The organism is Actinacidiphila sp. bgisy145, assembly GCF_057708125.1.
The window spans coordinates 263,726-282,187 of record NZ_JBYIRL010000001.1; the positions used below are offsets into that span (position 1 = coordinate 263,726).

Here is an 18,462-nt window from a genome sequence, read left to right on the forward strand (position 1 = left end):
GAACGGGTGCGGCCGGGCAGCGCGGCATGTCGGCACCGGCGGCGGCGGTGCGGCGCGGGTAACGTCGGGCCTGCATGTCCGCCGGTACGGCGCCCGCCGCCTCGGCGCCGCTTCGAGTACGGTCCCGCCCGCGGGCGGGACCGTGGGTGACGCTGCGGGAGGTCCGCCCTGCTGGTGCTGTGTGTGCTCTTCGCGCTGCTCGGCGCCGCCAGCAACGCGGCCGGCACCGTCCTCCAACGCAAGGCCGCGCTGCGGGTGCCCGCGGAGGACGCGATGCGCTTCCGGCTGCTGGTGGACATGCTGCACCAGACGGTGTGGCTGCTGGGCATCTGCGGGGTGGCCTTCGCCGCGCTGTTCCAGGCGCTCGCGCTGGTCACCGGCCCGCTCGCGCTCGCCCAACCGGTGTTCGTGCTCGAACTGCCCTTCGCGCTGCTGATCGCGATGCCGGTGCTGGGCCGCAGCCTGCCCACCCGGGCCTGGCTCGCCGTGGCCTGCATGGTGCTCGGGCTGGCGATCGCGCTGGCCTGCGCCGCACCCGACGGCGGCACCGACCAGGCGTCGCTGGCCCGCTGGGTGCCCGCGGTCGCCGGGGTGGGCGGCTTCACGCTGGCCGCGGTGGCCCTGGCCCGGCACCGCCGCAGCGGGCCGACCCGGGCCGCGCTGCTCGGTGTCGCCGCCGCGGCGGCCAACGCGCTCACCGCCGCGCTGATGAAGTCCGCCGCCAACACCTTCTCCGCCCACGGCTTCGGCGCCTTCCTCGCGGCCTGGCAGACCTACGGCTTCGCGCTGTGCGGCATCGCGGCGGTCTTCCTGCTGGAGAACTCCCTCCAGTCCGGCTCCATCGCCGCCTCCCAGCCCGCCCTGACCCTGGGCGACGCGACCCTGAGCCTGCTGCTCGGCCTGACCGTGTACGCCGAGCAGATCCGCACCGGCTGGTGGTTCGTCCCCGAACTCCTCGGCGTGGCCATGGTCGTCACCGGCACCGTCTACCTCTCGAAGTCCGTCGCGCTCACCCGCGAACTGGGGACGAAGTAGCCGCCGGCCGGCGGCGCGGGCGCCGTACCGCGCCGGGGGCCGCGCCGAGGTCACGGGGTGCCGCGCGCGGGAGCGCGGCCCGCGCATGCGATGCTGGGCATGGTCGAACACCCGAGGGAACACGACAGTGGCGATGACAGGGACACGAAGGGCGCTCACGGACCTGTGGGACCGCTACTCGGCCTCCGACCCCGGGCTGCTGCGGCTGATGGCGGGCCTGCGCACGGTCGGCTCGATCGGCCTGGCCCTGCTGGTCCTCGCCGCGATGGACACCCCGGTCCCGCAGCTGGTCGCGGGCGCGATAACGGCGATGGTCTCCACGTTCGCCATCCGGGACAAGCGCGTCGCCGACCAGGCCGTCACCCTCGCGCTCGGGCTGCCCGCCGCACTCGCCTCGATGTCGCTGGGCGCGGTGCTCAACCCGCACGTCGTGGTCGGCGACATCTTCTTCGTGCTGCTGATCTTCGTCGCCGCGTACGTGCGCCGGTTCGGCGACCGCTACACCGCCGTCGGCATGATCAGCTTCCAGGTGTACTTCGTCTCGCTGTTCGTGCACGCCACCACGGCCGACCTGCCCGGGCTGTGCCGCACCCTGGCCGTCGCCTTCGTGTGCAGCGCGCTGACCCGCTTCGCGTTCGTGCCCGAGACGCCCGAGCGGGTCCTGCGCCGGCTGCGGCAGGCGTTCCGCGCGCGCACCGCGCAACTCGTCGCCACCCAGCTGGAGGTGCTGGAGGCGCCCCCGGACCGGCTGGACAACGCCGTCGCCGACCTGCGCAAGGACACCGCGCGGCTGCACGAGACGGCCCTGATGATCCAGAACCGGCTGGAGGACGGCACCTCCGACCCGGCGGTCGCCAACCAGCTCCAACGCCGCGTCGTGGACGCCGAGATCGCCGCCGAACGCCTCGGCATCCTGCTGCTCAACACCCGCGGCGCCGGCCGCGCCGACACCCTCACCCTGCACCTGCCGAACGCCCCGCTGCCGGCGCCCGTGCGCCGGCTCGGCGACGAGGACGACGCCGTGCAGACCCTCCGCAAGGAGGTGCGCGCCCTCCAACTGCTCGTCGCCCGGCTGTCCGGCAACGACCTCGGCACCGCCGTCGTCCACCTGCGCAACCGCCTGCTGTCCTACCGCGACGACGCGAACCTGCCGCGCGCCACCCCGGCGGTCCAGGACGCCTTCCGCGGGATCGGCGAGGCCGCCCGCGCCGTCCTCGGCCTGCGGATGGCCCTGGACGGCCCCGGCGACGACTCCGACGACGCCCCCGAGACCGTCCGCTCCCGCGAGGAGTTCGACGCCGAGGACCTGGCGCTGGCCGAGGACACCGCGCCCGCCGCCCGCGCCGGGCTGGACCGCCCCAGCACCCGGGCCGCCTTCCAGGTCGCCACCGGCTCCGCGCTGGCCGTCCTGGGCGGCGAGTTCCTGTCCTCGCAGCGCTGGTACTGGGCCGTCCTGACCTGCTGGGTGGTGTTCCTCAACACCTCCTCCACCGCCGAGATCCTGGTCAAGGGCTACCGCCGGCTGATCGGCACCATCTGCGGCGTCGTCGCCGGCGTCCTGCTCGCCGGCGCGGTCGGCCACCACACCTGGACGGCGTTCGCGCTCGTCCTGGTCTGCATCTTCGGGATGTTCTTCACCGCGCCGGTGTCGTACACGCTGATGTCGTTCTTCGTCACCGCCATGCTCGGGCTGCTCTACACCCTGCTGCACACCTACAGCCTGTCGGTGCTGGTGCTGCGGATCGAGGAGACCGCGCTCGGCGCCGCGTGCGGGGTGATCGCCGCGGTGCTGGTGCTGCCCATCCACACCGACGAGCACACCGACGCCCAACTCGTCACCGTGCTGACCCGGTTGCGCGACGTGTCGGTGGCCGCCGTGGACCAGCTCGGCGGCGGCCCCGCCGTGGACCTCGTCGACATGTCCCGCGACCTCGACAGCGCGCTGGACGCCCTGCGCCGCTCCACCAGCCCGCTCACCTACCCGATCACCCCGCTGCGGGTCCGCCGCCGCACCGCCCGCTACCTCGTCGCCCTGCTGGAGACCTGCGCCTACCACGCGCGTTCGCTCGCGGCGACCGCCGAACTGGTGCCGTACAGCAGGAGCGTGGCCGCCGACCCCCGGCTCGCCGCGGTCGGCCCGCGGATCGCGCACAACATCGACGCGCTCATCAGCCACGTCGAGGAGCAGGAGACCCCGAAGGAGCGGGCGCTCGCGCTCGCCGCCGCGCCGGCCCCGGAGCCGGGGGAGGGCGGCCGGCCGCAGGGCGGCAAGGGCAAGGGCGCGCCGCCGCGCCGGCCCGAGGTGCGCAGCGGGCCGAGTATCGCGGCCATGCTGGAGGACTCGGGCGGCGCCCATGTGCGCTCGGGCACCGTCACCTACCGGGTCCTGCGCCACCTCCAGCGCCTCGACGAGGGCATCACCGCGCTGGCCCGGCCGCTGCGGGCGCCGATGGCCGACGACGGTACGAAGCCGCGGGCGGGCGCGGGTGACGGGGCGGGCGGGAGCAGTTCGGCGCCCTCGGCCGGCCCGGCGACCTGAACCGCCGCCGAAGACGGTACGCCCGGGCGCCCTTGATGGCGGGCGGTGCGGGGGAGGGGCGGCGTCGTGGCGCCTTTACGGCGCCAGGCGGTGCAGCCGTACGTCCGACAGGGTCCCGTCCGCCGCCTCGGCCGTCATGTACGTGCGGTACGGCTCGCGCCGCCGGTCGGTCGGCGAACCCGGGTTGAGCAGCCGCAGCCCGTTCGCGGCCACCGTGTCCCACGGGATGTGGCTGTGCCCGAAGACCAGGACGTCGGCGTCGTCGAAGAGCCGCGCACAGCGCTCCTCCCGCCCGCGCGCCGGGCCCGTCTCGTGCACGACCGCGAAACGGACGCCGCCGAGCCGTACCCGGGCCACCTCCGGCAGCCGCGCCCGCAGTTGCGGGCCGTCGTTGTTGCCGTACACCGCGACCAGCCGCCGCGCCCGCGCCTGAAGCAGGTCGAGCGTCGCGGTGTCCACCCAGTCGCCCGCGTGCAGGACGGCGTCGGCGGCGTCGATCTCGGCGAGCAGCGCCGGCGGCAGCTCCCGGGCCCGCCGGGGCACATGCGTGTCGGTGGTGAGCAGCAGGCGCATGGCGGGCCTCCCTTGCGGGTGTCCGTAGGTGGCGGTGGGATGGGGATGGGGTGCGGGGCGGAGTGCCCCGATCGTGCCATGTCCGGCCCGCGGTCCGGGCCGGGCACGCGGGCCGGAGGGGACGCGTGCCCCACAATGGGGCGCACCCGACGTAGCCGAATGGGGTCGAAAGATGCCGCACGTACCCGAACTCGCCCGGACCCTGGGGCTGAGCCCGCACCCGGCGGGCGGCTGGTACCGCAGGATCTACACCTCGCCGGTGCCCGTACGGCACCCCGCGGGCGGCGGGTCCCGCGCCTCCGCGACGATGATCCACTACCTGCTCGCCCCCGGCGGCCGCAACGAGTGGCACAACGTCGCCTCCGACGAGGTGTGGTTCTGGCAGCACGGCGGCCCGCTGCGGCTCCACACCAGCCCGCCCGGGCCCGCCCCCACCACCGTCACCGAGCACCTGCTGACCCCCGACCCGCCGACCGGCGCCGACCCCTGCTTCCACCTCGCGGTGCCGGCCGGCTCCTGGCAGCGCGCCGAGCCGGCCGCCGACCGCGACGTGCTGGTCAGCTGCGTGGTCACGCCCGGCTTCGACTTCGCCGACTTCGCCCTGCTCAGCCGGAGCTGACCGCTGCCGCGTCGCGCGGGGCGAGGGACGGGTAGTCGGTGTAGCCGCGGTGGTCGCCGCCGTAGAAGGTGGCCGGGTCCGGGGTGTTGTAGGGGCCCTGGGCGGCCAGCCGCGCGGGCAGGTCGGGGTTGGCGAGGAAGAGCGCCCCGAAGGCGATCAGGTCCGCGCTGCCGTCCTCGACGAGGGCCAGGGCGTCCGGCCCGGTGGGCTGCGGATGGGTGAAGGGGTTGAGGACGAAGGCGCCGGGCCAGGCGGCGCGCAGGCGTGCGGTCAGCTCCTGGTCGGGCCCGCCGATCACGTGCAGGTAGGCGAGGTCCAGCGCGCCGAGCCCGGTGAGCAGCGCGGTGTAGGTGCTCTGCACGTCGGCCGGGTCCTGCTCGGCGATGTCGTTGTAGGGGTTGCCGGGCGAGACCCGGAAGCCGGTGCGGTGGCCGCCGATCGCCGCGGCGACGGCCTCGGCCACCGCCAGGCCGAAGCGGACCCGGCCGGCGGCGTCACCGCCCCACTCGTCGGTGCGGTGGTTGGTGTTGGGCGCGAGGAACTGGTGGATCAGGTAGCCGTTCGCGCCGTGGATCTCCACCCCGTCGAAGCCGGCGGCGATCGCGTTGCGGGCCGCGTCGGCGAAGTCGGCGACGGTGCGGGCGATGCCGTCGGCGTCCAGTTCCCGCGGCGTGACGAAGTCCTGCGGGCCCTGGTGGGTGAAGACCTGGCCCTTCGCGGCGACGGGCGAGGGCGCCACCGGTACCAGGCCGTCGGGGAGCAGGCTGGGGTGGCCGATACGGCCGGTGTGCATGAGCTGCGCGAAGATCACCCCGCCCGCGCGGTGGACGGCGCCGGTGACCTCGCGCCAGGCGCTGACCTGTTCCGGTGTGTGCAGGCCCGGTGTGTCGGGGTAGCCCTGGCCGACCGGCGAGGGCTGTATCCCCTCGGTGACGATGAGGCCGGCGCTCGCGCGCTGGCTGTAGTACGCCGCCATCAGGTCGGTGGGGGTGGCGCCCGGCCCGTAGGCCCGGCTGCGGGTCATCGGCGCCATCACGATGCGGTTGGCCAGCTGCCGGCCGGCGACGTCGACGGGGGAGAAGGGGTTCGGCATGGCGGAGAGCTCCTTGCGGTCATGAAATGTCGGGTATGAGGGCCCGCCGTTCGCCGGCGGGAGGGGGGTTCTTCGGGGTTCCCCGCCCGGGCGGCGAGGGCTGCCCTGGGGCAGGCCCTCGCTCCGCACCGGGCGTGGCGGGTGCCGGCCGATCGGCCGGACGTGTCGCCCCCGCCTACGCGGCGGGCGGCTGTCGGTCGTGGTCCCGGACCGACTTCTCGATGATGTGCGCGCAGGCGGTGAACTCACGGACCTGATCCGGCGTCAGGTCGCGTACGGAGGCCCGCTCCAGGGTCCGCCACATGTCGGCGATGGGCTGCCGCAGGGCGCGCCCGGCGTCCGTGAGGTGGACCACCATGACCCGCCGGTCGTGGGCGGCGGGCTCCCGGGTGAGCAGCCCCGCCTCCTGCATGCGGCGCAGCGACTTGGAGACGGTGGAGTGGTCGAGGCCGACCAGCTCCAGCAGTTCCGCCTGGGTCCGCCCGTCGCGGTCGAAGAGCTGCATCAGCAGCAGTTCCTGCCCCGGGTGCAGGTTCATCGCGCGGAGCATGGCGGCGGCGTGGGCGCGGTGGGTGCGGGCGAGCTGGAAGATGGCGTAGCTCAACGGCCCCGCTCCCGCGGTGTCCGGCAGCTCCGACGGGGTGGTGTCCGACATGGGGGCCTCTTTTCCTCACGCAACGGTCGAGTCGACGGTGAGGACGATCTTGCCCCGGTTGTGGCCCGCGTCGCTGGCCTGCTGCGCGCGTGCCGCCTCCGCGAGCGGGTGGACCGCGCTGATCGTGGTGGCCAGGGTGCCGTCGGCGGCCAGCCGCGCCAGCTCGGCGAGACGCGTGCCGGAGCGGCGCTGGGGGCCCTCGGCGAAGACGACGCCGAGCTCGGCGGCGCGGAAGTCGGCGGTGGTGACGATCCGGTCGGTGCCGCCGCGCAGGGTGAGGGAGTCCTCCAGCGCGCCCTTGCCCGCGGCGTCGAAGACGGCGTCCACCCCTTCGGGGGCGAGCGCGCGGACCCGTTCGACCAGGTTGTCCCCGTAGACCAGCGGGGTCGCGCCGAGCGAGGCGACGTAACTCTGGTTGCCCGGCCCGGCGGTGCCGAGGACGCGGGCGCCGCGGGCGACGGCCAGTTGGACGGCGATGGTGCCCAGCGCACCGGAGGCGCCGTGGATGAGCAGCGTCTCGCCGGCGGTGACGCCGAGCAGGTCCAGGACGCGTTCGGCGCCGTCGCTCGCCACCGGCAGGGCCGCGGCGTGCGTCCAGTCCAGACCGGCCGGCTTGGGCGCGAGGGCGGTCGCGGGGGACAGGGCGTACTGCGCGTAGGCGCCGGTGTCGGACCAGCCGAGCACCTCGTCGCCCACCTTCAGGTGGTCGACGCCCGCGCCGACGGCGTCCACCACGCCGGCGATCTCGCCGCCGGGCACGGCGGGCAGCGTGGTGGGGAAGATCGCCTCCATGCCGCCGGCGCGGATCTTGCCGTCGACCGGGTTGACGCCGACGGCCTTCACCTGCACCCGGACCTGGCCGGGGCCGGGCTGGGGCACCTCGACCTCCGCCTCGTGCAGGACCTCGGTGCCGCCGAACGTGTCGAAAACGATGGCCTTCATGACTGCTCTCCTCGCAGGGGGACGCTTCACCGGCCACGTTCTGTGGCCAGCCACATAAAAGTAGCACCGATTGTGTGGCTAGCCAAATAATTGCTTCGCGAGGTTCCCGGGCGCCCCGGAACCGGGGGTGGCGGGCGTGCCGACGGGCCGCACGGCGCGAGCTCGTGCGGCGTCGTCCAGCGGGGTGTGACGCGGCGTCAGCCTTCTACGTCACCGGTCACCGGTCGCCGGTCGCTGCCGGCGGCGGGGATGGCGTTGTCGATGAGGACGGCGGCGATGGCGGCGGCGGTGGGGAAGGCGTCGGCGTCGAGGACCCGGGTGCGGGCCGCGGCGCCGTCGATGAGCAGCGCGAGCTGCTCGCCGAGCTGTTCGGGGTCGGCGGCGCCGGCTACACGGGCGGTGTCGGCGAGCCGCGTGGCGACGGCCTTCTTGTAGTCGCGCGCGTACCGGGACGCCGGGTGCTGGGGGTCGTGCAGTTCGACGGCGGCGGCGATGTACGGGCACAGGGGGGTGTCCGCGGGGATGTCGAAGGCGGCGAGGAGCCGTTCGCGGGGTGTGAGGTCGGTGCGGTCGAAGACGCCGGGCAGCACGGAGGGGTCGAACTGGCGCAGGTACTCGGCGACGAGTTCGTCCTTGCCGCCGAAGTGCTGGTAGGCCGTGCGCTTGGACACCTCGGCCGCCGCGCACAGCTGGTCCATGCCGGTGCGGTTGATGCCCTGCTCGCGGAACAGCTGCTGGGACGCGCCGAGGATGCGCTCGCGGGCGCCCCGGCCGCGGCGGCGGCCCGTGGGGCCCTTCTCCAACTCCGTCATGGGCCCAGCCTACCGCGGCTGGGTAACGACCGGTGTACATAGTTGCGCCCCGGCCCGCAGGTCCGTACCGTAAGCACACAGGGCGGTGTACATAACACCGTCGCCCCAGGTGCGCACGGCACCACCGACCCGAGGGAACGACCATGGGAAAGCTCGACGGCAAGGTCGCGGTCATCACCGGCGGCTCCACCGGCATGGCGCTGGCCGGCGCGAAGCTGTTCGTGGACGAGGGCGCGCATGTCTTCGTCACCGGCCGCCGCCAGGAGGCCCTGGACGAGGCCGTGAAGGAGATCGGCCGCAATGTCACCGGCGTCCAGGGCGACGCCGCCGACCTGGACGACCTGGACCGCCTCTACGACACCGTCAAGCGGGAGAAGGGCAGCATCGACGTGCTGTGGGCCAGCGCCGGCGGGGGCGAGCCCGCCCCGCTCGGCGAGATCACCGAGGCCCAGTTCGACACCTGGTTCGGGCTCAACGCCCGCGGCACCCTGTTCACCGTCCAGAAGGCGCTCCCGCTCCTCAACGACGGCGGCTCCATCCTCATGACCGGCTCCAACGCCTCGCTGGGCGCCTTCCCCGGCTGGAGCGTCTACGCCGGCAGCAAGGCCGTCCAGCAGGCCTGGGCCCGGATCTGGCTCAACGAACTCAAGGACCGCCGCATCCGCGTCTACGTCCTGACCCCCGGCCAGGTCGCCACCGCCAAGCAGGAAGAACTCTTCGACGAGGCCACCAAGCGCCAGTTCGAGTCCCTCATCCCCCGCGGCCGGATGGGCAGGCCCGACGAGATCGCCACCGCCGCCCTCTTCCTCGCCTCCGACGACTCCAGCTACGTCAACGGCATGGAACTCGTCGCCGACGGCGGCACCACTGCCATCTGAACCCGACAACCCACACCCAGGGCAGGACATCCATGAGCAGCATCAGCATCATCGGCGCCGGGAACATGGCCCGCACCCTCGGCGCGCGGGCCATAGCGGGCGGCAACACCGTCGAGATCATGGGCCGCGACCGGTCCAAGGCCGCCGACCTGGCCGAGGCTCTCGGTGACGGCGCCACCACCGGAGCATGGGGCACCGCCCCGACCGGGGACATCGTCATCGTGGCGCTGCTCCACGACGGCGTCGTGCCGGCCGTCGCGCAGTACGGGGACGCCCTCGCGGGCAAGGTCGTCGTCGACATCAGCAACCCCTTCAACGCCACCTTCGACGGGCTGGCCCACCACGAGCAGACCTCGGTCGCCCAGGAGGTCGCCAAGGTGGCCCCGGCCGGCGCCAGTGTGGTGAAGGCGTTCAACACCGTCTTCCGCCAGGTTTTGGAGAAGGGCCGGCCCGACGTCTTCGTCGCCGGCGACGACGCGGCGGCCAAGGCGCGGGTGGGGGCGTTCGTCGAGAGCCTCGGGCTGCGGCCGCTGGACGTCGGCGGCCTGAAGATGGCGCACTGGCTGGAAGGAGCGGGCGTGGTCACGGTGGGCCTCGCCCACCACGGCGTGGGGAACCTGGACTTCGCCCTCGGCGTCACCGAAGTCCCCGCCTGAGCGGAGCGTTCGCGGACCTGTCCGGCGACGCGTCCGCTCCCCGTGGCCGCCGGGGGCGGGGGGTGAGGGCGAGCAGGGCGAGGGCCTGGAAGGCGGCGGCCGTGAGGAGGGCGGCCGGAAGCGACCGGGCGGCCAGGAGGCCGGCGAGCGCGGTGCCGAGCGCGTAGCCGGCGGTCTTCAGGCCGGCGCCGGTGGTGAAGACCTGGCCGCGAAGGCGGGGCGGCACCTCGCGGTGCCGGATCGCGAACAGCGCGGTGAGCTGCGGTCCTTCGGCCGCGCCGGCCAGTACGGCGGCCAGGGCGAGTACGGGCGGCCGTACCGTCGCGGCGAGCAGGAACGCGGCGCCGAGCACCGCGGTGGCGCACCGCAGCACGGTCTCCGGGCGCACCGCGGAAGGGCGGCGCGCGAGGAGCCCGTTGGCGACCAGGGATGCCACGGCGGCCCCCGACAGCAGGTAGGCGCCGTGCCCGGCCCCGCCCAGCGCCGCCGCCCCGGCGACCGGCGCACACGTGACGAACATGCCCGCGCCCACGCAGGACACCACCGAGGCGGCCGTCGCTCGCCCCAGCGCCCCCGACGCGCCGATCGCCCGGAAACCGGCGGCCAGTTCACGGCGGAGGCCCGCAGGCACCTCGCGCCGGTCGGGCGCCGCCCGCGGCAGCGTCCACGCGGACGGCACCGCCAGCCCGACCAGCACCGCCGCCGCCACGACCGCCGCCCCCGCTCCCGACCACCCGGCGACGGCGCCGGCCAGCGCCGGCCCCGCCAGCCCCGCCACGTCATACGTCATCGCGTCGAACGCGGTGACCCGCGCCAGCCGCTGCGCGCCTTCGGGGCCCGGGGGGCCCGGCAGGTGGGGGAGTTGGGCGGACCAGGCGGCGGACAGGGCCGGGGCGAGGGGGCCGGCGAGGGCGGCGAGGAGGACGGTCAGGGCGAGGGGGAGCCGGGGGAGGGCGGCGAGGAGCAGCGTGAGGGCGGCCGCGTAGCCGGCGAGGGCGGCGGCGAGAAGGCGCCCGGGGCGGGCGGAGCGGTCCAGGAACGCGCCGAAGAGCGGGCCGCCGACCGCCGCCGACGCCATCAGCGCGGCCGGGACCAGGGCCGCGTGGGCGGCCGACCCGGTGGCGGCCAGACCTGCCAGCAGCAGCGCGGGCCCCGCCGTCTCGTCGCCGATCCGGGCGGCGGCCGCCCCGCCGAGGTACGACCCCACGGCCGGGCCGACGTCACGCTGTCGCATGCGGAGGACGGTACGCAAGTAACCCAAAACCGCGCCACCTGCGTTACCGTGCACGGATGGCCCCGACGTACGACGACAGCTCCGCCCACCACTCCGTGCAGGCCAACGCCCGCCGCGCAGCCGACCTCGTCAACGCGCTCGCGGACGACGCGGAGCCAAAAGAGACGGCCGCGGTGACGGCCGCGGTCGCCGCGGTCCTGCGCGCCTACGGCGAGACGGAACCCTTCGGCCTCACCCCCGCCGACCTCGCCGACCTGCGGGCCGCCGCCCGCCGGCTCCGCGAGGTCTTCGCCGCCGAGGACGCCGACGAGGCCGCGGTCCGCCTCAACCGGCTGCTCGCCTCGGGCACCGGCCCGCTGCGCCTGACCACGCACGGCGGCACCACCTCCTGGCACCCGCACCTGGACAGCGACGACGACGCGCCCTGGGCCGAGTGGTTCCTCGCCTCCTCCTGTCTGGCGCTCGCGGTCCTGCTGTGGGACCGGCGGCGGCCGCCAGGCGGCGTCTGCGCCTCCCCGAGCTGCCCGAACGTCTACGTGATGGAAGGGCGCGGGCCGAACCGCCGCTACTGCTCGCGCCGTTGCGCCACCCGCGAGCGCGTCGCGGCCCACCGCGCCCGGACCCGGCCCCCCGAAGCGCCTGAGGCCACCGACGAGGCGCTGCGGGGCGATCGGGTCACTTCCTGAGGCCAGGGCTTGACACAACGGGCCCCCGGCCTTCAGGAGTTGGCCACGGGAGGGCGACCGTGCGGGTTCCGTGCGGGCGATGTGTTCAGTGTGTGCGGGCCGGGCGCCCACTCCTTGACGGTGGCGCAAGGGCGGCTGAGACTGCCTAACGAGCCGCAGCGCCCCCGATCCTTAGATTGAGAGCGTTCTCCGATCTGCGAATCGAAGGGTCGTCAGGTGCTGTGGCAGTGAAGTAGTGGAGCCAAAGCGCGATCAACCCCCACTATCCGCGCTGACCCGCGCGTTCACTTCGTGAACCCGGGTGAAAGGACCCCCATGCGCAGACCACCCCTTGAGCCCCCCACCGCGCAGCCGCGGCGCCATGCCGGTCCCCGGCGCCGCGGCTACGCCGCCCTCGGCGCGGGCGCGCTGCTGCTCGCCACGCTGACCGGCCTGACCGGCGCGGCCGGTGCCGCCTCGGCGGAGGCGGCCGGCCACGGCGCCACGACGGGCCACGGCGCCACGGCCGCGCGGCCCGCGGCGGACGCGGCGGACTGCCCGGCGCAGTCCGACACCCCGGACTTCGGGCCGAACGTGCACGTCTTCGACCCGTCGATGGGCGACGCCGCGATCCAGTCCGAACTGGACTCCCAGTTCAACCAGATGAAGGACACCGCCACCGCCCAGTTCAGCGAGAACCGGGTGGCCGACCTGTTCAAGCCCGGCACCTACAACGTCGAGGACAACGTCGGCTTCTACACGTCGGTGGCGGGCCTGGGCCAGAACCCGGACGACGTCTCCATCAACGGCGACGTGACCGTGGACGCCTTCAACGCCTCCGACGCCGGCAACGCCACGCAGAACTTCTGGCGCAGCGCGGAGAACCTGGCGATCACCCCCTCCAGCGGCACCGACCGCTGGGCGGTGGCCCAGGCCGCGCCCTTCCGCCGGATCGACGTGCGCGGCAACCTGGCGCTCTACCCGGCCAGTTACGGCTACGCCAGCGGCGGCTTCATCGCCGACACCAAGGTCAGCGGCCAGGCGTCGTCGGTGTCGCAGCAGCAGTGGTACACCCGCAACAGCAACCTCGGCAGCTGGGACGGGGGCGTGTGGAACATGGTCTTCTCCGGCGTGTCCGGGGCGCCGTCGACCACCTTCCCCAACCCGCCGGAGACCACGCTCGCCACCACCCCGGTCTCCCGCGACGTGCCCTACCTGTACGTCGACGGCTCCGGGAACTACCGGGTGTTCGAGCCGAGCCTCCAGACCGACTCCTCGGGCGCCAGCTGGGCGAACGGTAGCACCGCGGGCACCTCGCTGCCGATGAGCCAGTTCTACGTGGTGAAGGCCGGCGACACCGCAGAGACCATCAACGCCGCGCTCGCCGAGGGCTGCAACCTGTTCGTCACCCCGGGCGTCTACCACCTGGACCAGACGCTCGACGTGACCCGCGCCGACACCACGATCCTCGGCGTCGGCTACCCGACCTTCGTCCCGGACAACGGCGTGGACGCGATGAAGGTCGCCGACGTGGACGGGGTCCGGCTCAAGGGCCTGCTCTTCGACGCCGGCACCACCAACTCCCAGGCGCTGCTGACCGTCGGGCCGTCCGGGTCGACCGCGGACCACTCGGCCGACCCCACCACGATCCAGGACGTCTTCTTCCGGATCGGCGGTGAGAACGCCGGCAAGGCCACCGACAGCCTCGTCGTCAACAGCAACAACACGATCATCGACCACATCTGGGCCTGGCGGGCCGACCACGGCAACTCCGGCAGCGTCGGCTGGACCACCAACACCGCCGACAACGGCCTGACCGTCAACGGCGACGACGTCCTCGCCGACGGCCTGTTCGTCGAGCACTACCAGAAGTACGAGGTGGTGTGGAACGGCCAGGGCGGCAGGACGATCTTCTTCCAGAACGAGAACCCGTACGACCCGCCGGACCAGGCGTCCTGGATGAGCTCGTCGGGGGTCGACGGCTACGCGGCCTACAAGGTCGCCGACGACGTCACCTCGCACGAGGCGTGGGGCCTGGGCAGTTACTGCTACTTCAACGTCAACCCGGCCGTGAACAACTACCACGCCTTCGAGGCACCGGACACCGCGGGCGTGAAGTTCCACGACGCGCTCACCGTCTCGCTCGGCGGCGTGGGCACCATCACCCATGTCATCAACGACACCGGTGCGGTCACCGCGTCCGACACCACCCCGACCGACGTGGTGAGTTACCCCTAGCCCCACCGCACCCGCACCTGTATCACCACAGTGACCCGCGGCCCCGGACACCCCGCCCCCCACCAGCGGTGTCCGGGGCCGCGCCTGCGCCCCCGGGGCGCGCGCCGTTCAGCATCCGGCCCGGCGGTAGACGACCGCGCCCTCGACGGCGGCGACCCGCGTGTAGCCGCCGTCGCGTACCAGGCGCACCAGCGCCGGATACCCGGCCATCGGGTACGGGGTGCCCGCGGAGTCGTCGACCACCAGGCACGGGGGAGCGGCGGCCAGTTCGCGGCGCAGGCCCGCCCAGGCGCCCGGCACGGCGTAGCGGGCGCCGACCCGGCGCACGTCCGCGCCGCCGCTGAAGTTGGTGAGCAGCCCGGCCGTCAGGTAGCGGCCGGCGGCGGGACGGCCCGCGAGCCAGTACACCTCCGGGTGCATGCTCCACAGGAACACGCTCTGCCCGGGCCGGCTGCGGGCGTCCAGCGCCGAGGCCAGGGCGAGGGACTTGCCCATCTGCGGCGGCTCGGCCCGCAGCGCGCCCGCGTCGAAGAGCGCGGCGGCCGCCACCGCGCAGAGGCAGGCGGCCGCCAGGGCGCGGTCCCGGGTGCGGGGCCCGGCTGGGCGGCGGGAGAGGGCACGCGTGCGGGCGCTGTCGGCGGCGCGCAGCGCCAACAGCGCGAGCGGCGGGAGGAGTTGCAGGAAGTAGTGGCCGTAGAAGCGGAAGCCCGCGGTGACGCCCGCGGCCGACGCGATCAGCCACAGCCACAGCACCCGGTCGAACGTCCGTGTCCGCGGCCGGAGTTCGGTGACACCGCGCCACCGGCCCAGCGGGCGGGGCATCCGGCGGGGCATCCGGCGGGGCAGCCGGCGCGGAAGCAGGAAGGCGAAGCCGGCGAACGGTACGGCCAGCCGCAGCAGGATGCTCCCGGCGTGCCCGCACATCGCCGCCGTGCCCGGCGGGGAGGCGGCGTAGGAGCTCGAGGCCAGGAAGTTCCAGAAGACGAACGGGCGCACACCCAGCAGCAGGGCGCAGCCGGCCACCGGCAGGAACACCCCCGCGGCCAGCGCCGCGCCGTGCCGCAGCCGGTCCCGGCGCGGGCCGGCGAGGACCTGGAGCGCGACCGGCAGCAAGGGGGCCAGGCCGACCTGTTTGGTGAGGGTCGCGGCGGCCAGGGCCAGCCCGGCGGCGAGGAAGCGGCGGCGGGAGCCGAAGTACACGGCGGCGGCCGTCGCCGGGAGCATGAACACCTCGAAGGTCGCGGCCATCGCGTCGGGCGCGGGCAGCGCCGCCGACGCGGCGAGGGTGAGCACCCCGGCCGGCAGCCCGGCCCACGGCCCCCACTCCCTTGCCGCCAGCCGCGCCACGAACAGCGCGGTGAGCGCCAGCGCCGCCACCGCGCACAGCCGCACCAGCCACAGCGTGCCGGGTCCGGTCAGGCCGAAGCAGGCTTCGTACAGCCAGGGCACGAGCGGGGGCTTGCGGTCCACGACGTCGGTGTAGAGCCGCCCGCCGTGCCGCAGGGCGATCGCCTCGGTGCCGAGGTAGCCCTCGTCGGGGCTCCAGAACGGGCGGCGGAAGGAGGGCGCGCGCACGGCGAGGGCGAGGAGCATCAGGAGCGGCGCCTGCCCGGCCGGGTGCCGCGTCCAGCCGACGGTGCGGCGCCGCGCGGTCCGGCCGGCGGTCTGCGGCGGCGCCGGTGCGGCCGGTGCGGACACGCCGACCGGCGCGGCGCGTTCGGATACGTCAACAGGCGAGGTGGGCACCGCGGTTGCTCCCGTCCGGAAGAGGGCGTGCGTCATCGCCGCGCGGCCCGTGGCTTGCGGGGGCGCGTCCGATTCACTCGGTCCACTACTTAACTAGTGGACCGAGTGTCGAAGGCGCGGACCGCTGGTGTCAACCGCTCCAGGTCCACTAGTCCACTAGGGGTATGATGTGGCGGGTGGTGACCTTCCGTATCGAGCGGCGCAGCGGCGTGGCCGCGTACCAGCAGATCGTCTGGCAGACCAAACAGGCCCTGCGGTTGGGCCAGTTGGCGCCCGGCGACAAGCTGCCCTCGGCGGCGGAGGTGGTCGCCGCGACCGCGATCAACCCCAACACCGTGCTCAAGGCGTACCGCGAGCTGGAGAACGAGGGGCTCGTCGAGGCGCGGCAGGGCGTCGGCACCTTCGTCCGCAGGTCGCTCGCCCAGCCCGGGGCCGCGGCCGGCTCCCCGCTCCATGAGAGCCTGCACGCCTGGATGGCCGCCGCACGCGGCGCCGACCTGGGCCGCGAGGATGTCGCCGCGCTGCTGTCCGCCGCGCTCGACACGTACTTCCCGACCGGTGCCGACCCCCGCGTGCCCGGCGCGGAGACGTGCGACGCCCACCCGCACGGCTAGCGCGAAGCCATGACCGACCAACCGAAGGCCGGCGGCCCGCACGCCCGCACCGAACCGCCCGCGCTGGAAGCGCGCGGCCTCGGCATCCGCAACCGCGCCGACTGGGCGCTGCGCCACAGCGACTTCCGGGTCCCGCCCGGCCGGGTGGCGGGCCTCGTCGGGCCCAACGGCGACGGCAAGAGCTCCCTGCTCGCGGTCGCCGCCGGACTGCGCGCCCCCACCGAGGGCTCCCTGCGGGTGCTCGGCCACCGGCCCGGCAGCGCGGCCGCCCTGCCCCGCGTCGGCGTGCTGCTCCAGGACCGGCCGCTGCACACCGCGTTCACCGTCGCCGAGACGCTGCGCTACGGCCGGGAGATGAACCCGCGGTGGGACGACACCGCCGCCCGTACGGTCCTGGCCGACGCCGACGTGCCGCTGAGGGCGAAGGTCGGACAGCTCTCCGGCGGCCAGCGCACCTGCGCGGCCCTCGCGCTCGTGCTCGGCAAGCGCCCCGAACTGCTGCTGCTGGACGAGCCGATGGCCGACCTCGACCCGCTGCGGCGGCACGCGATGATGGCCGCGCTGATGACCACCGCCGCCGAGCACGGCACCACCGTGGTGATGTCCTCGCACATCCTCGCCGAGCTGGACCTCGTCTGCGACTACGTCCTGCTGCTCGCGCACGGCCGGATGCTGGTCGCCGACGACGTGGAGTTCGTCCAGGCCGCGCACACCCTGGTCACCCACACGCTCGACGGCCGCGAACCGTTCGGCGCCGGGCCCGGCGATCCCCGCTCAGGGCGCCGCGGCCCGGCCCCCGCCGACCCTGCCGCCCCGCTGCCGGCGGCGCTGCTCGGCCACACCGTCGTGGAAGCGCGCACCACCGGGCGCCGGGTGACCGCGCTGCTCCAACTGCCGACCGCCCTGAACCGCGCCGTGAGCGCCGAAGCGCCCAGCCTCGAGGAGATCCTGCTCGCCTACCTGCGCAATCCGCAGGCCCCGCCGCTGGTCGCGCCCGCCGACGAGCCGCTGGTCCGGCCGGCCGACGCGGCGCGCGCGCCGCAGCACCAGCACCAGCGCAGGCGCCAGGACGAAGCGGACCCCGGCCGATGAGCGCCCTCGCCCGCTACGTGGCCTGGCCGCCGCGCGAGGAGCGCCGTGCCCGGCGGCGCTTCCGGCTGCCGCTGCCCTCCCCGCTGCGGCTGCCGCGCCTGGCCGGACCGGCCTGGCCCGCCTGGCGCCGGCACCGGGCCGCCTTCCGTACGATGCTCGCCCTCGCCCTGCTCGCCGGGATCGGAGCGGTCCGGGAGCACCACCAACTCGTCGGCGCCGTCCACCACTACGCCGACCTCTGCCGCGCGGCGGACGGGTGCGACTTGGGCGGCGGCGACGTGGCGGCGCCGACCGTCACGCATGTGGCGCCGTACGTGCTTCGCTACCTGCCGGTCGCGGTCGGCGCGCTGGTCGGCGCACCGCTGTTCGCGCAGGAGCTGGAGTCCGGCACCCACCGGCTGGCCTGGACGCAGTCCGTCGGCCGCCGTGAGTGGGCCGCGGTCCGGCTCGGCCTGGCGGCCGCGGTCACCACGCTCGCCGCCGTCGTGGTGACGGTGCCGGCCAGCTGGTGGTGGTACTCCGCACGGCGCGGCCACGACGGCGGACCGGACCGCTTCGCATGGCGCGCGGTCGTCTGGTGGAACGACTGGGACTTCTTCGCCTGGACCGGCCCGGTCGGCGTCGCCCACCTCCTGCTCGCCCTGACGACCGGCGCGGCCACCGGCCTGCTGGTGCGCCGCACCCTGCCCGCGGTCGCCGCGGCCGCCGGGCTCGGCGAAGCCGCCCTGTTCGGGCTGGAGAAGCTGCGGCCGCACCTGCTCACCCCGCACATCCGCCGCACCCGCAGCCTCGACTTCCCCAGCACCCCGCTCGACGGCTGGTTCCAGGGCTTCGGCTACGTGCGGTCCGACGGCACCCTCACCCGCCGCAATCCCTGCTCCGGTCCCGGCCTCCAGGACTTTTCCGGATGCCTGGCGCGGCACCACATCGTCGGCCGCTACAACAGCTCCTTCACCATGGACCAGTTCCTCCCGCTCCAACTGTTGGAGACCGGCATCTGCCTCACCGCCACCGCCGCCCTGGCCGCCTTCTGCCTGTGGCACGTCCGCCGCGTCAAGACCCGCTGACGGC

At 74.7% G+C, this 18,462-nt stretch carries 17 protein-coding genes; 10 read left to right on the forward strand and 7 right to left on the reverse strand.

Annotation, left to right across the window (positions count from 1 at the left end):
- Positions 1 to 168 precede the first annotated feature (168 nt).
- Positions 169 to 1,035 carry a DMT family transporter gene (locus tag AC3ERT_RS00995; RefSeq protein WP_335983049.1) on the forward strand — a complete coding sequence of 289 codons (867 nt, stop codon included), beginning with the start codon at positions 169 to 171 and terminating at the stop codon, positions 1,033 to 1,035.
- Positions 1,036 to 1,168: 133 nt separating this feature from the next.
- Positions 1,169 to 3,574, forward strand: a complete 2,406-nt coding sequence (locus AC3ERT_RS01000; RefSeq protein ID WP_435172201.1) for an FUSC family protein — start codon at positions 1,169 to 1,171, stop codon at positions 3,572 to 3,574.
- A gap of 75 nt (positions 3,575 to 3,649) precedes the next feature.
- Here the strand turns inward: AC3ERT_RS01000 and AC3ERT_RS01005 are convergent, their stop codons facing one another.
- A complete protein-coding gene (locus AC3ERT_RS01005; RefSeq protein WP_435172203.1) occupies positions 3,650 to 4,147 on the reverse strand; it encodes a metallophosphoesterase family protein in 498 nt (165 codons plus the stop codon).
- Positions 4,148 to 4,319: 172 nt separating this feature from the next.
- On the opposite strand from AC3ERT_RS01005, the gene AC3ERT_RS01010 reads away from it, so the two are divergent.
- Entirely contained in the window at positions 4,320 to 4,766 is a 447-nt protein-coding gene (locus tag AC3ERT_RS01010; RefSeq protein ID WP_435172204.1) for a cupin domain-containing protein, read from the forward strand.
- Here AC3ERT_RS01010 and AC3ERT_RS01015 read toward each other — a convergent pair.
- The 4 genes from AC3ERT_RS01015 to AC3ERT_RS01030 form a co-directional block, all read right to left on the reverse strand.
- Positions 4,753 to 5,859, reverse strand: a complete 1,107-nt coding sequence (locus tag AC3ERT_RS01015; protein ID WP_435172206.1) for an alkene reductase — start codon at positions 5,857 to 5,859, stop codon at positions 4,753 to 4,755. The genes AC3ERT_RS01010 and AC3ERT_RS01015 overlap by 14 nt on opposite strands.
- Before the next feature lie 175 nt (positions 5,860 to 6,034).
- Entirely contained in the window at positions 6,035 to 6,514 is a 480-nt protein-coding gene (locus tag AC3ERT_RS01020; protein ID WP_435135990.1) for a MarR family winged helix-turn-helix transcriptional regulator, read from the reverse strand.
- Between the two features lie 15 nt (positions 6,515 to 6,529).
- Positions 6,530 to 7,456, reverse strand: a complete 927-nt coding sequence (locus AC3ERT_RS01025; RefSeq protein ID WP_435172208.1) for an NADP-dependent oxidoreductase — start codon at positions 7,454 to 7,456, stop codon at positions 6,530 to 6,532.
- Positions 7,457 to 7,653: 197 nt separating this feature from the next.
- Complete coding sequence (locus AC3ERT_RS01030; RefSeq protein WP_435172210.1) at positions 7,654 to 8,268, reverse strand: TetR/AcrR family transcriptional regulator; 615 nt, start codon at positions 8,266 to 8,268, stop codon at positions 7,654 to 7,656.
- 143 nt (positions 8,269 to 8,411) lie between these two features.
- On the opposite strand from AC3ERT_RS01030, the gene AC3ERT_RS01035 reads away from it, so the two are divergent.
- Together AC3ERT_RS01035 and AC3ERT_RS01040 are read left to right on the forward strand one after the other, a co-directional pair.
- Positions 8,412 to 9,146 carry an SDR family NAD(P)-dependent oxidoreductase gene (locus AC3ERT_RS01035; RefSeq protein WP_435172212.1) on the forward strand — a complete coding sequence of 245 codons (735 nt, stop codon included), beginning with the start codon at positions 8,412 to 8,414 and terminating at the stop codon, positions 9,144 to 9,146.
- A gap of 32 nt (positions 9,147 to 9,178) precedes the next feature.
- The gene (locus tag AC3ERT_RS01040) at positions 9,179 to 9,802 is read left to right on the forward strand and encodes an NADPH-dependent F420 reductase (protein WP_335982978.1); all 624 of its coding nucleotides are present in this window, start codon (positions 9,179 to 9,181) and stop codon (positions 9,800 to 9,802) included.
- On the opposite strand, the gene AC3ERT_RS01045 is transcribed toward AC3ERT_RS01040, so the two are convergent.
- The gene (locus AC3ERT_RS01045) at positions 9,783 to 11,036 is read right to left on the reverse strand and encodes an MFS transporter (protein ID WP_435172214.1); all 1,254 of its coding nucleotides are present in this window, start codon (positions 11,034 to 11,036) and stop codon (positions 9,783 to 9,785) included. The genes AC3ERT_RS01040 and AC3ERT_RS01045 overlap by 20 nt on opposite strands.
- Positions 11,037 to 11,092: 56 nt before the next feature.
- Here AC3ERT_RS01045 and AC3ERT_RS01050 point away from each other — a divergent pair, with 56 nt between their 5' ends.
- Both AC3ERT_RS01050 and AC3ERT_RS01055 read left to right on the forward strand, forming a co-directional pair.
- Complete coding sequence (locus AC3ERT_RS01050) at positions 11,093 to 11,722, forward strand: CGNR zinc finger domain-containing protein (RefSeq protein ID WP_435172215.1); 630 nt, start codon at positions 11,093 to 11,095, stop codon at positions 11,720 to 11,722.
- A gap of 315 nt (positions 11,723 to 12,037) precedes the next feature.
- Complete coding sequence (locus tag AC3ERT_RS01055) at positions 12,038 to 13,939, forward strand: hypothetical protein (RefSeq protein WP_335982984.1); 1,902 nt, start codon at positions 12,038 to 12,040, stop codon at positions 13,937 to 13,939.
- 108 nt (positions 13,940 to 14,047) lie between these two features.
- Here AC3ERT_RS01055 and AC3ERT_RS01060 read toward each other — a convergent pair whose 3' ends face one another.
- A complete protein-coding gene (locus AC3ERT_RS01060; protein WP_435172217.1) occupies positions 14,048 to 15,685 on the reverse strand; it encodes a glycosyltransferase family 39 protein in 1,638 nt (545 codons plus the stop codon).
- 179 nt (positions 15,686 to 15,864) lie between these two features.
- On the opposite strand from AC3ERT_RS01060, the gene AC3ERT_RS01065 reads away from it, so the two are divergent.
- Genes AC3ERT_RS01065 through AC3ERT_RS01075 form a run of 3 tightly spaced genes read left to right on the forward strand, consistent with a single transcriptional unit; the run spans position 15,865 to position 18,458 of the window.
- Complete coding sequence (locus tag AC3ERT_RS01065; RefSeq protein WP_435172333.1) at positions 15,865 to 16,299, forward strand: GntR family transcriptional regulator; 435 nt, start codon at positions 15,865 to 15,867, stop codon at positions 16,297 to 16,299.
- 9 nt (positions 16,300 to 16,308) lie between these two features.
- Positions 16,309 to 17,391: an ABC transporter ATP-binding protein gene (locus tag AC3ERT_RS01070; RefSeq protein WP_435172219.1), complete on the forward strand. Its 1,083-nt coding sequence runs from the start codon at positions 16,309 to 16,311 to the stop codon at positions 17,389 to 17,391.
- A complete protein-coding gene (locus AC3ERT_RS01075; RefSeq protein WP_435172221.1) occupies positions 17,388 to 18,458 on the forward strand; it encodes an ABC transporter permease subunit in 1,071 nt (356 codons plus the stop codon). The genes AC3ERT_RS01070 and AC3ERT_RS01075 overlap by 4 nt, the downstream gene beginning before the upstream one ends.
- The last annotated feature ends 4 nt before the right edge of the window (positions 18,459 to 18,462 follow it).

Coding starts and splice junctions, on each gene's coding strand:
- AC3ERT_RS01000 (WP_435172201.1), top strand. CDS start 1,169: ATGACAGGGACACGAAGGGCGCTCACGGACCTGTGGGACCGCTACTCG.
- AC3ERT_RS01005 (WP_435172203.1), bottom strand. CDS start 4,147: ATGCGCCTGCTGCTCACCACCGACACGCATGTGCCCCGGCGGGCCCGG.
- AC3ERT_RS01010 (WP_435172204.1), top strand. CDS start 4,320: ATGCCGCACGTACCCGAACTCGCCCGGACCCTGGGGCTGAGCCCGCAC.
- AC3ERT_RS01015 (WP_435172206.1), bottom strand. CDS start 5,859: ATGCCGAACCCCTTCTCCCCCGTCGACGTCGCCGGCCGGCAGCTGGCC.
- AC3ERT_RS01020 (WP_435135990.1), bottom strand. CDS start 6,514: ATGTCGGACACCACCCCGTCGGAGCTGCCGGACACCGCGGGAGCGGGG.
- AC3ERT_RS01025 (WP_435172208.1), bottom strand. CDS start 7,456: ATGAAGGCCATCGTTTTCGACACGTTCGGCGGCACCGAGGTCCTGCAC.
- AC3ERT_RS01030 (WP_435172210.1), bottom strand. CDS start 8,268: ATGACGGAGTTGGAGAAGGGCCCCACGGGCCGCCGCCGCGGCCGGGGC.
- AC3ERT_RS01035 (WP_435172212.1), top strand. CDS start 8,412: ATGGGAAAGCTCGACGGCAAGGTCGCGGTCATCACCGGCGGCTCCACC.
- AC3ERT_RS01040 (WP_335982978.1), top strand. CDS start 9,179: ATGAGCAGCATCAGCATCATCGGCGCCGGGAACATGGCCCGCACCCTC.
- AC3ERT_RS01045 (WP_435172214.1), bottom strand. CDS start 11,036: ATGCGACAGCGTGACGTCGGCCCGGCCGTGGGGTCGTACCTCGGCGGG.
- AC3ERT_RS01050 (WP_435172215.1), top strand. CDS start 11,093: ATGGCCCCGACGTACGACGACAGCTCCGCCCACCACTCCGTGCAGGCC.
- AC3ERT_RS01055 (WP_335982984.1), top strand. CDS start 12,038: ATGCGCAGACCACCCCTTGAGCCCCCCACCGCGCAGCCGCGGCGCCAT.
- AC3ERT_RS01070 (WP_435172219.1), top strand. CDS start 16,309: ATGACCGACCAACCGAAGGCCGGCGGCCCGCACGCCCGCACCGAACCG.
- AC3ERT_RS01075 (WP_435172221.1), top strand. CDS start 17,388: ATGAGCGCCCTCGCCCGCTACGTGGCCTGGCCGCCGCGCGAGGAGCGC.